The organism is Flavobacterium flavipigmentatum, assembly GCF_020911905.1.
GTDB lineage: Bacteria > Bacteroidota > Bacteroidia > Flavobacteriales > Flavobacteriaceae > Flavobacterium > Flavobacterium flavipigmentatum.
In genome coordinates this window covers 3,130,756-3,147,056 of sequence record NZ_CP087133.1, presented here as the reverse complement: position 1 = coordinate 3,147,056, position 16,301 = coordinate 3,130,756, and the positions used below count along the sequence as shown (strand labels likewise).

Genomic DNA, 16,301 nt, shown 5'->3' with positions numbered 1-16,301 from the left:
AAAACCTAAATAAGAATCCGCTTTTATCTGCGTTTTCGCTTTAGCGAATAAGTATATTTCACATCAAATTCAACACAATCCCAAAAAAACTTAGAATCTTATTACCCTAGTAACTTAGCATCTTTATTTATAAAAAACATCATAAGCAAAACGAATCAATGTCCCGATTACCACCACCAAAAAGAAGATTCTGATAAAACCGTTTCCTTTGTTTATCGCCAACTTAGCGCCTAGCCAGCCTCCAAAAGCATTACTTGCGGCCATGGGTATAGCAATGGCCCAAATAATTTTTCCTTTAGAGAGAAACAAACAAATCGAACCAAAATTGGTAGCCAAGTTGACCATTTTAGCATTCGCAGAAGCGTGTAAAAAGTCAAAACCCATTAAAGCGATAAAAGCCACTACTAAAAAACTTCCAGTTCCGGGGCCAATAAATCCGTCATAAAAACCAACAACGATACTGATAAGAACAGCATATAAAATTTGTGTTGCAGGCGACATGTCTTTTGCTTCATGTTGTCCAAAATTTTTCTTGGCATACGTATAGACAAGTAAAAGTGATAATACGACTAATAAAAGCGGTTTCATAAAATCATTGCTCACATGTGTCAGTAAAGTAGAACCCAAAAAAGCAGATGGAACGGCCAAAAGCATCATAATTAACAATATTTTCCACTGGATAACGACTTTTTTTAAATATTGAAAAGCCGCAAAAGCGGTTCCGCTAAAAGCTGGTATTTTTAATGAACCAATTACGGTAGAAACGGGTAAATTTGGCAATAAAATGAGTCCCATTGGTGTCTGAATCAATCCTCCGCCACCCACAATCGCATCAATAAATCCTGCCGCAAAAGCAGCTAAACAAAGCAAAAATATGATATAGGTTTCCATTTCTATTGGTTATCAGGAGGTTTTTAAAGTCGTGTACAAAAGTAGGTTTACAATTTGTTTATTACAATAAATTTAATGTGGATTTGTCGTCAAAAAGTATATTTTTGTTGAAAATATTTAGAAAATGGATTTTACAAGAATTATAGAATTGGCCAGCTACACTTTACCCGCCATCGTCACCGGATTTGTAGCGTATAGTTTTTTTGAATTACACATTAAAAACAACGATAAAAAACGTGCGTTTCTACTAAACAAGCAATCGCATTCAGAATCATTACCCATACGTTTGCAGGCCTACGAGCGCATGACACTGTATCTCGAGCGTATCAACCTAACTAAATTATTGATTAGAATCACGCCAATTTCTACTGAAAAACACGATTACGAAAACTTTGTGATCGACCAAATAGAACAGGAATTTGAACACAATCTGACACAGCAAATCTATATGTCTGATGAATGCTGGACGATCATTACAACTGCTAAAAATTCGACGATACAGATCATCCGCAAAGCTGCTATGAGCGATCGAGTTGACAGCGCAGACAAACTACGCGAAGTGATTTTGAATGATTTATTAGAAAAACAATCACCAAGCAATGCGGCTCTGGCGTATATTAAGAATGAGGTTTCTGATTTATGGTAGCCTTGCTTTTAGATTTTAGAAGGTAAGTGTTTTAGAATAAAAATTACTACGTAATAGTTTTTATATCTAAAATCTACATTCTAAAATCTAAAATTGTTATTTGTTATCACTCATTATTTCAGATTTATTCTGAGCATATTCATACCCTTGATCCCACCATTTTTTCATTACTTCTTTGTTAAAAATTAATGCATTATTGGTTAGTTTTGTAGGTGTGTAATATAAATTTAATTTTACATTCTTATTATTTGCTATAAGTTTTCCTATAGCAATGTCGTGTTTTTCGACCTGATCTAGGGCAATTCGAAATAAATCAATCATGAGAGAAAACGGGTTTCTACCAATAACGGTTTTGTCCATATTGACCTCTGTTTCTAAGATGATTACGTCTATTTCAGTGGCCCCGCGATTGATTGCTTCTCGAATAGGTACCAAACTAGAAAATCCTCCATCTCCGTATTCGAAGTTGTCTTTGGTCACCAAACTCATAAACGGAACATAATTGCTGGAGATCCACGACCAGTCGCAAAATTCTTCGTATGTACAATCTTTTATAGACTTATATTCGGATTCGTTTTTGGTGAAATTCGTGACGGTAATCACCACATCTTTATTTGTTTTTTTGAGTTTATTGAAGTCCGACAGCGAAAAATTATCTTTAATGTATTTGCGTAATCCTTTGCTTTCGCCGAAGGTTCGTTTTCCCTTAAAAAATTGTCGCAAAACATTAAAGTGATTGATCGTAACAATATCAACTCCGTCTTTGCTTTTGACAACAAACGGACAGATATTAAAGATTTTACTCATGCTGACATTGGTGTAGACCCAATGGATTTTGGTAATCTGGCCAAGCGCCAAATGTGGAATAAGCAAACTTCCTGTAGAGGTTCCCAAAAATAAGTCGTATTCGTGTTTTTTTTCTTCAATCAAATATTGTGCAACACCACCTGCGAACGCACCTTTGCTGCCACCACCAGAAATAACCAATGCTCTCATAAATGTATAGTAGGTTTTTATAGAAAATTAGAGATAGATTTTTTATTTATTTTTTACTCTTTCAATAAACGATTCAGCTGAAATTGTTCATCGGGGTTCAAATTAGTCAAAATTCTTTCAAATGAAACACGATTATCTGAATTTTTCAATAAAAGGCGAATAGTATCTCGGCCAAATTTAGAAAATTGCCACATGTGATGCGTGGTGGCACTCACTAAATTTGATAAAACCTGATCGTTTATTATTTTAAAAGCAATTAATTTTTCAAGAGCATTTTGTCGTGTAGTGGCCTCATACTTTGTCGATGAAAACCCAATCAATTCATCTGCCAATGATTTTGGATTTTCAGAATAATTGGGCGTTGATAATGCCAGAGAAAGCCATAAAGTTCTCAGATTGTAATCGTTAAAACCAATCCAGTTTTGAGATTTATCCAAATATTCTTTTTGATGACTCGGGAAGCTTTTCCATAGCCAGAACAAAGCAACTTCCTGCGTTTGATAGGATTTATCCTCGAGCAAGGTTTCGTATTCGGCTCTAAAATCTTCCGGAATTTTTGTTACTGTTGCGGCAACAGTTTGACGAATTTGAATATTATTAGTCTGCAAAGCCAGTTGTAACAATGATTTTTTTGCGTCATATTTCTCGCTCTCTAATTGATCAACAATGGCCTCTTTTACTGACTGGTAAACAGCCGATTTTAAAGTTTTTATAAAAAAATCCTGCTTCTCATTCAGAGGTGTTTTCTTTAATTTATCGACTTCAAGGCGTACTTGAATCGATTTGTTTTTACTTAGCAAAGCGTTGGCTGTCGCAGTATCAAAAACGGTAGATTCGAGCCATGTTTTTTGAAATTTATCGACATCAAAATCAGAGACTTTTTTTATTTCATCAAAAAAATTAGAAGTATTTACCGTTTGATAAGCATATTTTTTCAAATAGTTTTTTATTGCCTTTTTAAAAGCCTTGTCACCAATAGATTCGTGTAAGACAAATAAAGTCCAGGCGCCTTTTTCATAAAATGTAAGCGAACTTGCCTTTGCATTCAAAACGGGAATAGTATCGGTACGCGAAGCAAATTTTAACTGCTGTGCCGTTTCATATAATTTCGAATAAAAATAATCATCGCCATAAATATCACGTTCAGCAAGCAAGGCAAAATAGGTTGCAAAACCTTCCTGAAGCCAATGATGCGTACTGCTTTCGGCTGTTATCAAATCGCCAAACCAGTGATGCGCCAATTCATGAGCATCTACATTGGTGTAGTTTCGATCTGCAAAACCTATCGAGTCTACTACATATCGGGTTGCGAAAAGTGTTGTTGTCGTATTTTCCATTCCCGCATACAAAAAATCCCGAACCGGAATTTGTCTGTTAATTTGCCACGGATACTTTACTCCGATTTCTTTTTCGAGGAAATCAAAAATACGTTTTGAATACCGATAAGTTGGTTCAAAACGAGTTGTATCTTTATTTTCTAAATAATATTCTAAAGGAATTTTAGACTTTGATTTGAACTCTTTTTTATCAAATTTGCCGATCGCAAGCATTAACAAATAAGAGCTCATCGGATTTTCCATCACATATTGCCACTGTATTTGATTGCCGTTTTCAACTCTATTTTTTAAAATTCCGTTTGAAATAACCTCATAATTTTTGTCGAAAATAATTCTCAAATTAAAAATCACTTTTTCTTTCACATCATCAAAACTAGGAAACCAATTGCTCGTGTACCTGCCTTGTCCCTGCGTCCAGATCTGAACATCATCATTTTCTATAGTAACAAAATACAAAGCCTGTTTTGGTTTTACGCTGTAGCCAAAAGTCAAATGATTTTTACCTTTATCAAAAGATGAAACGAGCAGCAATTGTTTGCCTGTATTGATGAATGGAATATCCTTATGATCCAGCTGAACATCGGTAAATTCCATATTCTGCGCATCAATTTTGATGGTGTCAAGGGCTTTTAACACTTCAAATTCATAATCTATACTACCTGAAACCTGTTTTTCTCTGGGATTTATTTGTAGTTGTCCTGAAACAGACTTGAAATCAACAAATTGGGTTTGCTGCGAAAATGCAAAACTCGTAATAAAAAGAAAAAGGTATTTCATTGAAAATAAATTAGTGCCAATTTTCCAAAGTTACAAAGGTTTTACCAACAAATCGAATGAAATTTGTATGTTTACAATAGAAAATTATATCAGCGTGTCAACACCCAAAAAAGCATTATTTAACTGGAGCAGCGGAAAAGATTCTGCTCTTACATTGTACAAAATTTTACAGAATTCAGATTTTAAAATCGAATATTTATTGACGAGTGTCAATCATCAGTATCAGCGAATTTCGATGCACGGCGTTCGTGTTGAACTATTAAAAGCACAAGCCAAAAGTATCGGTTTACCGCTAAAAATCATGCAAATTCCCGAAATGCCAACTATGGAAGTTTATGAGAATGTCATGACCGAAACTTTGACAGAATTGAAGAAACAAGGAATTACACATTCGGTTTTTGGAGATATTTTTTTGGAAGATTTACGCAAATACCGCGAAGATAAATTAGCCACATTAGGTTTTGAAGGCGTTTTTCCTCTTTGGAAGATTCCTACTCATGATTTGATTCAGGAATTTATTTCGTTAGGATTTAAAACCATTGTAGTTTGTGTTAACGAGCGATATCTGGACAAAAGTTTTGTGGGTAGAATAATTGATCAGGATTTTATTAATGATCTACCCGAAAATGTAGATGTTTGCGGCGAAAACGGCGAATTTCATACCTTTACGTTTGATGGTCCTATTTTTTCAGAACCCATTAAATTTGAAATTGGAGAAATCGTGTATCGAAAATATGAAAAACCGAAAAACGAAGACTCGTCCAATACGGCTTGCGATACAAATGCCAGCGATGCTTTTGATTTTGGATTTTGGTATTGCGATTTAATTGAGTTAAAATGATGACATTAAGATTTAAAACATTTTGTAATTTTATTTTAGTAATTGGCATTGCATTTCTTTTTCAAAGTTGTTGGGTTAGCAGATGTAAAAGACCTAAAATAGTGGGGTACATTTATGATTCTATTACTCGAAAACCCATTGAAAATTGTAAAGTTGGAGAAAGTCTAACGGACCAGAACGGTTATTTTCAACTGAAAGAATTGCGATATTCACAATTTACATTTGTAGGTTTTGAAGCCCCATCATTAATGGTAAATGAGCCTGTTAATAAAGAAGGTTACCAAAAAAAAGCTATAGAATTATTCAACCCTTTTGGTGGTGGGATAAAAAAAGGCGCTTTGCATAACGCTGATACTATTTTTTTGAGTAAATCAGAAATAATACCTGATTTTAAGTGATTTATATTTTATTTTATAGCAATACAAATGTGAAAATTAAAGTGTTATGCCATTAAAAGAGAAAAGTCCAGAAATAAAAAAAATACTATTATTTTTAGATGAAATAGGACTGCAAACCATTGAAAAAAAACTAGAAAACACATTTTTACCGGGACTTAGTTTAGGTCCGGATTGTCTTTATATCGATTTTGAAAAATTATTGTATCCTGGCGATATTTTGCATGAAGCAGGACACTTGGCCGTTGCAACATCGGAAGAAAGAAAATTGGCAGGTACTCCCGAAATGTCGACCGAATGGCCTCCGCAGAGTGAAGAAATTGGCGCAATTCTGTGGTCATTTGCTGCCGCAAATCATCTAGAATTACCACTCGAATTTGTATTTCATCCTAATGGTTATAAAAATGCGTCAGATTGGTTTATTTCTAACTTTAGTAGTAAAAATTACATCGGATTGCCTTTTCTACAATGGATAGGATTAACGCTGGGAGAGGAAAAAGCTTTAGAAGAAAAAAAAGAATCTTTTCCTATAATGCAAAGATGGTTGAGAGATTAAGCTATTTTTTAGGTAGATTCATCGATCCAAGTCTTTAAAAACCACAAACCTTTTCTTTTTTCAAATACATAATCAATAAAAATTCCGTTATTCACACCCCTTTGCTGAATAATAACCTTGTCTTTTTTTAAAATTGTTTTTTGATTATAATCTCTTTCTTCTTTATTTTTATTGAGGTTGATTATCGTATACTCTTCCTTTTTAATTATATAATCAACCAATTCAAAATCATCATTATTTAATTTTACGGTTAGCGGAAAATGGATCCTGCTCATTTGAAAAGTTTTATTTTTATTGAACTTTTCAAAAAAAGAAGCAAATTCTTCGGCTTTATTATTTTGTTGAGCCAGAATAGTGGTAGTGGCAAATAAACTCACTAACAGTACTACGATAAATAGTTTATTTTTCATTATTCAGAATAGATATTTAATAAATTAGTCACTGTATTCCAGTTTCTAATAGTTGCTGTCACATTTAGTTTTTTCTCAATATATTTTTGGTCAAATCTGGTTTTGCCTGCTCCAACGGCGTATTTAATAAAAATCCGATTGCCGTCTATACTGGCTTCATCAGGTTTAAACTGACTGATTTTAAGATCGTTTATATTTTCTTTTTTCAAAGAAATTGAAACAAAAGCGACGTAAAGTTTTTTGGTATCAACATCTTTTTCCATCAAATAAGGATTATTTTTAAAACACAATTCCAAATCTTCTTTAGTGATCACAATGGTAGGAACTTCATGACCAAAAACCTTAAAAATTTCCTGTTTGATCATAAAAGCTACTTTCGAAGCGCTCTCTTCGTCTGTATCTACAAAAACATTTCCAGATTGCAAGTAAGTGCTAACGTTTTTAAAACCTATATTTTCCAACATAGCTTTCAAGGGCTCCATCTTCATCATATTGTGTCCCGAAACGTTGATGCCTCGTAAAAGTGCTAAATGTGTTGTCATTTTTTTAATTTAAAATAAAAATAAAGAGCCCTTCAAAAATTAAAATGAAACGCTCTTTTATCACTGCAAAGTTACAGTTTTTTATTGCGATTTTTTGTACACCAAACCCGGGCCATCACATGTTCTCCAAGTGCCTGTTAACAAACCATCTGCATCTATAAATAGTGATTCTTTCGAATTGCCATAACAATTTCCTGCAAGAGTGCTATTGCCTAAAAAAGTCAATTCAAAATGTGTTAGGCCATTGAAATCTTTGGTTTCAAATATACCCGATTCGGTTGTGGTAGTATTATTTCTTACTCTGGTTTTAACAAAAGTTCTATCAGTATTAAAAATATAAAACTCCTGCCATTCCATCTGATTTCCGGTGGTTTCAGAGTCTGGAAAAGTGCCTGACATCTTAATTAATGTCCATTTGCCATGAAAATCAGATGCAGAAGCGGCACTGATTTCTTTCGTTTCATTTGAACAGGAAAAAAGACTTAACACAAGAATAAAAATGATTCCGATTTTTTTCATTTGCTTTGATTTTTAAGATTTTATACCCTCACAAGATACTTATTTTAGCTAACTATTTTTACAATTTAATAACCTAAGAATTTAAGTAATAATTCAGGCTGTTATTTTTTAAATTTAAAGATAAAAACTACTTTCTAACGTAAAGATATCTTTTTTTGTGCTTAATTTTGAAATCCGATTACACTTTCAAATTTCCTAATTAAAATCTATCTTCGCTTTTTGAAAGAGAAAAAAAAATAAAAAGCATAAAATACAAAAATCAATCCTCTAGATTCAAGCTCTTTTTACAATCTAAAATCAATAATCTAAACTCTAAAATTAGTAATGTCTAATAATCTCCTGGAAACTCCAATAGAATACTTAAAAGGCGTTGGTCCCAGTCGTGGCCAGCTGCTTCGTAAGGAATTGGGGATTCATAAATACGGAGACTTGATCAATTTTTTTCCGAATCGATACATTGACAGAACGCGTTATTACAAGATCAACGAACTGCAAAATACAGGTTCTGAAGTGCAGATTATCGGAAAAATAATCAATATAAAAACGGTCGAATTTGCTAAGAATAAAAAGCGTTTGGTTGCCACTTTCGTGGATGATACCGGGCAGATAGACCTCAATTGGTTTCAAGGACATAAATGGATTCGGGAAAGTCTTAAACTTAATGAAGTTTGCGTGATTTTTGGAAAATGTTCCTTGTATGGAAGTCAATTTAGTATGGCCCATCCGGAAATTGAGTTACTGACTGAGCACGAAAAAAGTCTTCGATCTGCGATGCAGCCTGTTTATCCTTCGACAGAAACCCTGACCAACAGAGGTATTTCAAATCGGACGATCAACAAATTAATGCAACAATTATTTATTGAAACACAGGCTTTATTTACCGAAACTTTTCCTTCTTATTTAATCGAAGAACTGAAATTAATTTCGAAAAAAGCAGCTTTATTCAATATTCATTTTCCAAAAAGCACCGAAGCTTTAGCGAAAGCGCAATTTAGATTAAAATTTGAGGAATTGTTCTTTATTCAGTTACAATTAATCACCAAAAACTTAATTCGAAAACATAAAATAAAAGGACATCCGTTTACCAAAGTAGGCGAATTTTTTAATGAATTCTATCAAAATCACTTGCCATTTGAATTGACGAACGCACAAAAAAGAGTGGTCAAAGAAATCCGTTCAGATATGGGGAGTAATGCCCAAATGAACCGATTGTTACAAGGAGATGTGGGTTCGGGAAAAACTATTGTTGCTTTTATGAGTATGCTTTTGGCACTGGACAATGGGTTTCAGGCTTGTTTGATGGCGCCTACCGAAATTCTGGCCAATCAGCATTTTATTGGATTATCTGAGTTTGCCGCGACCTTAAACATTAACATAAAAATACTAACAGGATCAACCAAAACTGCCGCACGAAAAATTCTTCACGAAGAATTAGAAAATGGCACTTTGCACATCTTAATCGGGACGCATGCTTTGTTGGAAGATAAAGTGAAATTTCACAATTTAGGCCTTGCCGTAATTGATGAGCAACATCGTTTTGGAGTGGAACAACGTTCTAAACTGTGGAAAAAAAATGAAATTCCGCCTCACGTTTTGGTCATGACCGCCACTCCTATTCCGCGGACTTTGGCGATGAGTTTGTACGGCGATCTGGATATTTCGGTGATCGATGAATTGCCTCCCGGAAGAAAACCCATTCAAACGGTACATCGATACGACAGTAACCGTCTAAAGGTATGGAAGTTTTTGCGCGACGAAATTGCCCTCGGAAGACAAATTTATATTGTTTATCCGCTTATTCAAGAGTCTGAAAAAATGGATTTTAAAGATCTGATGGACGGTTACGAAAGTATTTCCCGTGACTTTCCGCTACCGCAATATGCTATTTCGATTTTGCACGGAAAAATGAAACCAGCCGATAAAGATGCAGAAATGAAACGTTTTTCTGAGGGAAAAACCAATATTATGGTAGCCACAACGGTTATTGAGGTTGGGGTAAACGTACCCAATGCAAGTGTTATGATTATCGAAAGTGCCGAACGTTTTGGCCTGTCGCAACTCCATCAACTTCGCGGGCGTGTAGGTCGTGGCGCCGAACAAAGCTATTGTATCCTGATGACCAGTCATAAATTATCAAGTGATAGTAAAACAAGGATGGAAACGATGGTGCAAACCAACGACGGTTTTGAAATTGCCGAAGTCGATCTGAAATTGCGTGGCCCCGGAGATTTAATGGGAACACAGCAAAGTGGTGTTTTAAACCTTCAAATTGCCGATATTGTGCGTGATCGTGATATTTTGGCACTTGCCAGAAATTATGCGATGAAAATATTAAAGGAAGATGCACCACTTCAAAAACCTGAACATGCTGTTTTGAAAGCCGTTTTTATCGAATTGACGAAAAAGAAAAGCATTTGGAACTATATTTCTTAGTTTTAAAATATAAAATACCGAAATTTACGGAGATTTCTTTACAATTTGAAAACCTTTAAAGCACTCTAGGGCTTTAACTTTGTCCTTTTTTATAAAAAAAATCAAATTACGATTAAACCTTTCTTCACAAACCATGTCTAAATACATTCGCATCGAGCAAAAAAAGAAAATATTTGTACATACAAACGTTAAATAATAGTAAAGACCTTTTCATTTGGTAACAAAAAACTAAATTTGTCGCTGCTAGAAAAATACCAAAAAAGAAAAAAAACATTACCCAATTTTATGAAAGTAAAAAACCTAATCTACGCCTTACTCATCATCGCAATTGCAGGATTTATTGGCTACCGAGTTCTATCAAACAAAAGTAAAAATGAAGAATCTAAAAAATTTGGCGATAAGGATTCTCCAACAATAGTAACAGGAATTGTGCTAAAAACGGCAACATTTGATAATAACTTATCATTATCCGGTTCTATTGATGCCAATGAACAAATTGAGATAAGAAGCGAAGTTTCCGGAATTGTTGAAGGAATTTATTTTACTGAAGGCACTTATGTAAACAAAGGTCAGGTACTTTTTAAGGTAAATGATATTGAATTGAAAGCGCAATTGAGACAAGCTGCTACAAAAGAAGGTCTGACGGCTGAGAATGAAAGAAGAGCAAAATTACTACTTCAGAAAGAAGCAATCAGCCAAGAAGAATTTGACGTTGCTCGAGCAGATCATGCTTCGGCGCAAGCCCAAACTCAGTTGATAAAAGCTCAGATTGCAAAAACAGCTGTAAAAGCTCCTTTTTCGGGAAAAATTGGTTTGCGTTCTATTTCGCCGGGAACTTACATCACTCCTACTATATTGGTTGCAAAATTGGTTAATACCGGAAAATTGAAAATTACTTTTTCGATCCCAGAAAAATATGCCACTCAGGTACGATCTGGTTCTGTAATCGACTTTACGGTTTCGGGATCGACAAAAATATACAAAGCAAAAATTTACGCCATTGAACCGGAAGTAGAAGTTGCTACGCGTACCTTACAAATTCGCGCCATTGCAGAAAATACAGACGGAAAACTTTTACCGGGAACTTTTGCCGATGTAAAATTACCTTTAGACATCATAAAAGATGCCATCGTAGTACCTTCGGAAGCTATAATACCTGTAAAAGACGGTAAAAAAGTATTTATATCAAATATGGGTAAAGCCAAAGAAATAATGGTAGAAGCAACAACAAGAACAGATGCTTCTATTTTGATTCTTTCTGGGCTAAAAGCGGGCGACACCTTGATAACCAGCGGTGTAATGTCATTGAAAAATGAGTCTCCAATAGAAGTTAAAGTAAAAAATTAGTCCTTTTGAGTGAGTTGGTTATGCGTTTTTCGAACGCTATTTAACTTTATTTATCATTCAAAAATCTAAAATCAAAAATAAGAAATCTACAATCTCACATGAGTTTATCCACCACAAGTATAAAAAGACCTGTTTTAACCATCGTACTGAATCTTCTGATTATTTTATTCGGTTTTATTGGTTATACGTTTTTGGGTGTTCGGGAATTTCCCTCGATTGATCCTGCGCAGGTTTCCATTAGAACCAATTACACCGGAGCCAACGCAGATATTATCGAATCTCAAATTACAGAACCTCTTGAAAAAGCTGTAAACGCTATTGACGGAATTAGAAATATAACGTCGTCGAGCAATCAGGGAAGCAGTAATATAACGATAGAATTTAACCTTGATAAAGACTTAGAAGAAGCTGCAAATGATGTACGTGACAAAGTTTCGCAAGCGATTAGAAGCTTACCGCAGGATATTGATGCTCCCCCAGTTGTTTCTAAGGCTGATGCCGATAGTGACGCGATTATATCGATGACGGTTCAGAGTGATAGTCGTAGTTCATTAGAATTGAGTGATTATGCAGAGAATGTTATTTCGCAACGATTAGAGACCATTCCCGGTGTGAGTGGAGTTCAGATTTGGGGACAAAAACGTTACGCCATGCGTTTGTGGATCGATCCTGTAAAACTGGCAGCCTATGGTTGTACCGTTGCAGAAGTTCGTGATGCTTTGAATGCTCAAAACGTAGAATTACCATCTGGAAAACTTACGGGTAATAATACCGAACTTACTGTAAAAACAATCGGAAACTTATCCAAACCAGAAGAATTTAATAATATCATTATCCGTACCGATGGTGATAAAATTGTGCGTTTTAGCGATGTTGGTGGTGCCGAATTAGGTCCGGAAAATATCGAAACAAAATTGAGTCAGTCCGGTCTTCCTATGATTGGTTTGGCAATTGTTCCGATGCCGGGTGCCAATTATCTTGATATTTCATCAGAATTTTATAAAAAATATGAAGCCTTAAAGAAAGATTTACCTAAAGATATTAAGTTAAATATTGCTCTTGATAATACTATTTTCGTAAAAAAATCAGTGCTTGAAGTAGCCGAAACACTGGGAATTTCTATTATTTTGGTAATCATCATTATTTACTTGTTTTTTAGAGACTGGGCAATTGCTTTCAGACCTTTAATCGATATTCCAGTATCTTTAATTGCTACCTTTTTTATTATGTGGCTTTTTGGGTTTTCGATAAACGTACTGACTTTATTGGCAATTGTACTTGCTACGGGACTGGTCGTAGATGACGGAATCGTAGTAACCGAGAATATTTTCAAAAAAGTAGAAGAAGGAATGTCGCCGATCGAGGCTGCTATCAAAGGATCAAACGAAATATTTTATGCCGTAATTTCGATTTCGGTAACATTGGCCGCCGTATTTTTGCCCGTGATTTTCTTAGAAGGTTTTGTGGGCCGACTCTTTCGGGAATTTGGAGTTGTGATTGGTGCCGCCGTATTAATTTCGGCTTTTGTGTCCCTTACTCTAACACCGATGCTGAACGCATATTTGATGAAAGGCGGCGAACAGAAAAAATCTAAATTTTACATTAAAACAGAGCCCTTTTTCGAAAGATTAAATAGTGGTTACGCCGAATCGTTGCAAAAATTCATGACTAAAAAATGGATTAGCTTTCCTATTCTAATTGCGTGTTTCGGATTGATTTATTTATTTTTTACGATACTTCCAAAAGAAACTGCACCCTACGATGACCGTAGCTCGGTAACGATGCGTATGACAACCCCAGAAGGTTCTTCTTACGAATATACAGATCGCTTTATGCAGGAAATTTCAAAATTGGTTGATGATTCTGTTCCTGAGAAAAAAGTAAGTTTGGTGATCACTGCCCCAGGTTTTGGAGCTTCGGCTACTAATACTGGTTTTATCAGGCTGTCACTAAAAGAATCTGACGAAAGAAAAGCATCTCAAAAAGAAATTGCGGATAAATTAACCAAATGGACAAAAAAATATCCGGATGCTAAAACATCAGTTATTCAGCAACCAACCATCGCTGTTAACAGACGTGGAGGTTTGCCTATTCAATATATCATTCAGGCTCCTAATTTTGAAAAATTAAGAGAAAAAATACCTGTTTTTATGGATGCGGTGGGTAAAAGTGATGTTTTTTCGATTTCGGATGTCAATTTGAAATTTAATAAACCCGAAATTAATGTGAGTATCGACCGAGAAAAAGCCGAAAGTTTAGGCATCTCGATTATCGATATTGCACAAACTTTACAACTTTCGTTAAGTGGCCAGCGTTTTGGTTATTTTATCAGAAACGGAAAACAATATCAGGTTATTGGTCAGTTTGATCAAAAAGATCGTTCGAAACCACTTGATTTAACGTCGATGTTTGTCAAAAATAATAAAGGGCAATTGATTCAGATGGATAATGTGGTCAATGTAGAAGAGCAAAGTAATCCTCCGCAATTGTATCACAACAACCGATACATGTCTGCTACAGTTTCTGCTGGTTTGGCGCCAGGAAAAAGCATCAGCGATGGTATTCAGGCAATGGATCAGATAAAAGCAAAAGTGCTGGATGAGAGTTTTACAACCGATTTAAGTGGAGAATCTCGTGATTTTGTTGAAAGTAGTTCCAATACTTCTTTTGCATTTGGATTAGCGCTTTTATTGATCTTCCTGATTTTGGCAGCTCAGTTTGAAAGTTTTATAGACCCGTTGATTATCATCCTAACAGTACCAATGGCGGTAGCCGGAGCGTTATTTTCACTTTGGTTATTCAATCAGACTTGGAATATCTTTAGTCAAATCGGAACCGTAATGTTGATTGGTTTGGTAACCAAAAATGGTATTTTGATTGTTGAATTTGCCAATCAGTTGCGAGAACAGGGAAAACCAAAACTGGAAGCGATTTTAGAAGCTTCAGAGGCACGTTTACGTCCAATTTTGATGACCAGTTTGGCTATTGCTTTAGGAGCATTACCTATTGCAATGTCGCTTGGAGCGGCTTCTACGAGTAGAATCGGGATGGGAGTTGTAATCGTTGGAGGAACTATTTTCTCTCTGGCACTAACACTTTTTGTTATTCCAGCTATTTATTTGATGTGGTCAAAAGCCAGAAAACATTACCCGGAATTTGATCATATCGAAGAATACGAGAAAGAAAGCAAATCGTAGATTTAAATTAACATAAATTAATCCTGACCGTTTTTAAAAATTTGTTAGGATTCAAAAATAAATTCGTAGACAACATTTATCCTATGAAAACTAAAAATATATTAAAAACCTTGGTTTTGTTTTTGTTTTGTATTGCAAAAAGTAACGCTCAAGAAGTTCTGACTATCGAAAGTGCTATAAAAATTGCTTTAGAAAATAATTTTGAAATTAGGATTGCAAAAAATACTTCTAAAATCAGCGAAACCAATGTCACTCTTGGAAATGCAGGCATGTTGCCCACAGCAACTGCTTCGGTTGTAGATAATAATAGCATTCAGAATTCCTCGCAGACCCGTCAGGATGGCACATCTACTTCTTTAAATAATGCCAAAAACAATAGCTTGACGTATGGTGTAAGTTTAGGTTGGACTATTTTTGACGGAATGAAAATGTTTGCCCGATTAGACCAGCTAAAAGAGTTAGAAAAACTAGGCGACACCGAACTTAAAAGAACTATTTTGTCTAAAATTAGTCAGGTAAATTCTGCTTATTATGATTTGGTGCAGCAACAGCAACAGTTGGCCGCTTTAGATACGACCATTGTCATCTCTACGCAAAGATTAGACTTGGCAAAAAACCGTTTTAGCATTGGAAAAGCTTCAAAACTAGAGGTTTTGAATGCACAAGTCGATTTAAATTCAGATCAGGTAGCACTTTTACGCCAAAAAGAAGCCTATGCAAATGCCAAAATTTTATTGAATCAATATTTGGCGCGTGATTCAAAAGTTGACTTTAAAGTAATGAATGTTGTAACAGTTGATGAAAAATTGATTTTGGCCGATTTATTAGCTTTAGCACAAAAACAAAATCCAGTGCTGGAAGCTCAAATCATTAACAAAAGAATTGCCGAATTACAGCTTAAGCAGGTAAAAGCAGACCGCTACCCTACTGTACAGCTAACATCTGGTTACAACTTTTCTGAGAGCCAATCGAGTTTAGGATTTACAAGCCAAGCTTCTTCAAAAGGTTTAAATTATGGTTTTAATGCTTCTCTGAATATTTTTGACGGATTCAATCAACATCGTAACGAAAAAATTGCAAAATTGGATATTGAAAATACTCAAATTGCAATAGAACAACAAAATAATATATTGAATACCCAAGTGAGTACTGCTTTTCAAACCTACTTAACAAACCTTGAATTAATTGGTTTAGAGCAAGATAATGAAGAAATTGCAAAGCAAAACCTTTCGATTACGCTGGATAAATTTAAAATTGGAACAATCACTACTATAGAATTCAGAACAGCTCAGTTAAACTATGTAAATGCAAAAGTGCGATACAGCAACGCACAATATCAGGCAAAATTATCTGAAATTGCTTTGAAAGAATTAGCGGGAAATATTAATTTTTAATTTATTTTTGCTTCAAAAAA

General features: G+C 34.9%; 14 protein-coding genes. 8 read left to right on the top strand and 6 right to left on the bottom strand.

Annotation, left to right across the window (positions count from 1 at the left end; all coding sequences use genetic code 11):
* Window positions 1-123: 123 nt before the first annotated feature.
* Complete coding sequence (locus LNP22_RS13520) at window positions 124-891, bottom strand: sulfite exporter TauE/SafE family protein (protein ID WP_229973925.1); 768 nt, start codon at window positions 889-891, stop codon at window positions 124-126.
* Between the two features lie 124 nt (window positions 892-1,015).
* On the opposite strand from LNP22_RS13520, the gene LNP22_RS13515 reads away from it, so the two are divergent.
* Window positions 1,016-1,537 (top strand): DUF7935 family protein, encoded by a 522-nt coding sequence (locus LNP22_RS13515; RefSeq protein WP_210665253.1) that lies wholly within the window; start codon window positions 1,016-1,018, stop codon window positions 1,535-1,537.
* A 96-nt stretch (window positions 1,538-1,633) separates the two neighbouring features.
* Here LNP22_RS13515 and LNP22_RS13510 read toward each other — a convergent pair whose 3' ends face one another.
* Entirely contained in the window at window positions 1,634-2,533 is a 900-nt protein-coding gene (locus LNP22_RS13510) for a patatin-like phospholipase family protein (RefSeq protein ID WP_229973924.1), read from the bottom strand.
* Between the two features lie 53 nt (window positions 2,534-2,586).
* On the bottom strand, window positions 2,587-4,647 hold the full coding sequence (locus LNP22_RS13505) for a M1 family metallopeptidase (protein ID WP_229973923.1): 2,061 nt from the start codon (window positions 4,645-4,647) through the stop codon (window positions 2,587-2,589).
* Between the two features lie 67 nt (window positions 4,648-4,714).
* Between LNP22_RS13505 and LNP22_RS13500 the strand changes: the two genes are divergently transcribed.
* From LNP22_RS13500 to LNP22_RS13490, 3 genes are read left to right on the top strand one after another with little or no spacing between them, the layout of a single operon-like run.
* Window positions 4,715-5,488 carry a Dph6-related ATP pyrophosphatase gene (locus tag LNP22_RS13500; RefSeq protein WP_229973922.1) on the top strand — a complete coding sequence of 258 codons (774 nt, stop codon included), beginning with the start codon at window positions 4,715-4,717 and terminating at the stop codon, window positions 5,486-5,488.
* On the top strand, window positions 5,485-5,886 hold the full coding sequence (locus LNP22_RS13495; protein ID WP_229973921.1) for a hypothetical protein: 402 nt from the start codon (window positions 5,485-5,487) through the stop codon (window positions 5,884-5,886). The genes LNP22_RS13500 and LNP22_RS13495 overlap by 4 nt, the downstream gene beginning before the upstream one ends.
* Before the next feature lie 46 nt (window positions 5,887-5,932).
* A complete protein-coding gene (locus LNP22_RS13490) occupies window positions 5,933-6,439 on the top strand; it encodes a hypothetical protein (RefSeq protein WP_229973920.1) in 507 nt (168 codons plus the stop codon).
* A gap of 8 nt (window positions 6,440-6,447) precedes the next feature.
* Here the strand turns inward: LNP22_RS13490 and LNP22_RS13485 are convergent, their stop codons facing one another.
* From LNP22_RS13485 to LNP22_RS13475, 3 genes are all read right to left on the bottom strand, one after another.
* Entirely contained in the window at window positions 6,448-6,849 is a 402-nt protein-coding gene (locus LNP22_RS13485; protein ID WP_229973919.1) for a DUF4348 domain-containing protein, read from the bottom strand.
* Complete coding sequence (locus LNP22_RS13480) at window positions 6,849-7,391, bottom strand: DUF1697 domain-containing protein (RefSeq protein ID WP_229973918.1); 543 nt, start codon at window positions 7,389-7,391, stop codon at window positions 6,849-6,851. Before LNP22_RS13480 ends, LNP22_RS13485 begins: the two co-directional genes overlap by 1 nt.
* A gap of 81 nt (window positions 7,392-7,472) precedes the next feature.
* Window positions 7,473-7,910: a hypothetical protein gene (locus LNP22_RS13475; RefSeq protein ID WP_229973917.1), complete on the bottom strand. Its 438-nt coding sequence runs from the start codon at window positions 7,908-7,910 to the stop codon at window positions 7,473-7,475.
* Window positions 7,911-8,234: 324 nt separating this feature from the next.
* Here LNP22_RS13475 and recG point away from each other — a divergent pair, with 324 nt between their 5' ends.
* The 4 genes from recG to LNP22_RS13455 all read left to right on the top strand — a co-directional run bounded on the left by recG (window position 8,235) and on the right by LNP22_RS13455 (window position 16,281).
* Window positions 8,235-10,343 (top strand): ATP-dependent DNA helicase RecG, encoded by a 2,109-nt coding sequence (recG, locus tag LNP22_RS13470; protein ID WP_229973916.1) that lies wholly within the window; start codon window positions 8,235-8,237, stop codon window positions 10,341-10,343.
* Window positions 10,344-10,628: 285 nt separating this feature from the next.
* Window positions 10,629-11,690, top strand: coding sequence for an efflux RND transporter periplasmic adaptor subunit (locus LNP22_RS13465; RefSeq protein WP_229973915.1), 1,062 nt, complete (start codon window positions 10,629-10,631; stop codon window positions 11,688-11,690).
* Between the two features lie 98 nt (window positions 11,691-11,788).
* On the top strand, window positions 11,789-14,887 hold the full coding sequence (locus LNP22_RS13460) for an efflux RND transporter permease subunit (RefSeq protein ID WP_210665265.1): 3,099 nt from the start codon (window positions 11,789-11,791) through the stop codon (window positions 14,885-14,887).
* An 83-nt stretch (window positions 14,888-14,970) separates the two neighbouring features.
* Window positions 14,971-16,281, top strand: coding sequence for a TolC family protein (locus tag LNP22_RS13455; protein WP_229973914.1), 1,311 nt, complete (start codon window positions 14,971-14,973; stop codon window positions 16,279-16,281).
* Window positions 16,282-16,301: the final 20 nt, after the last annotated feature.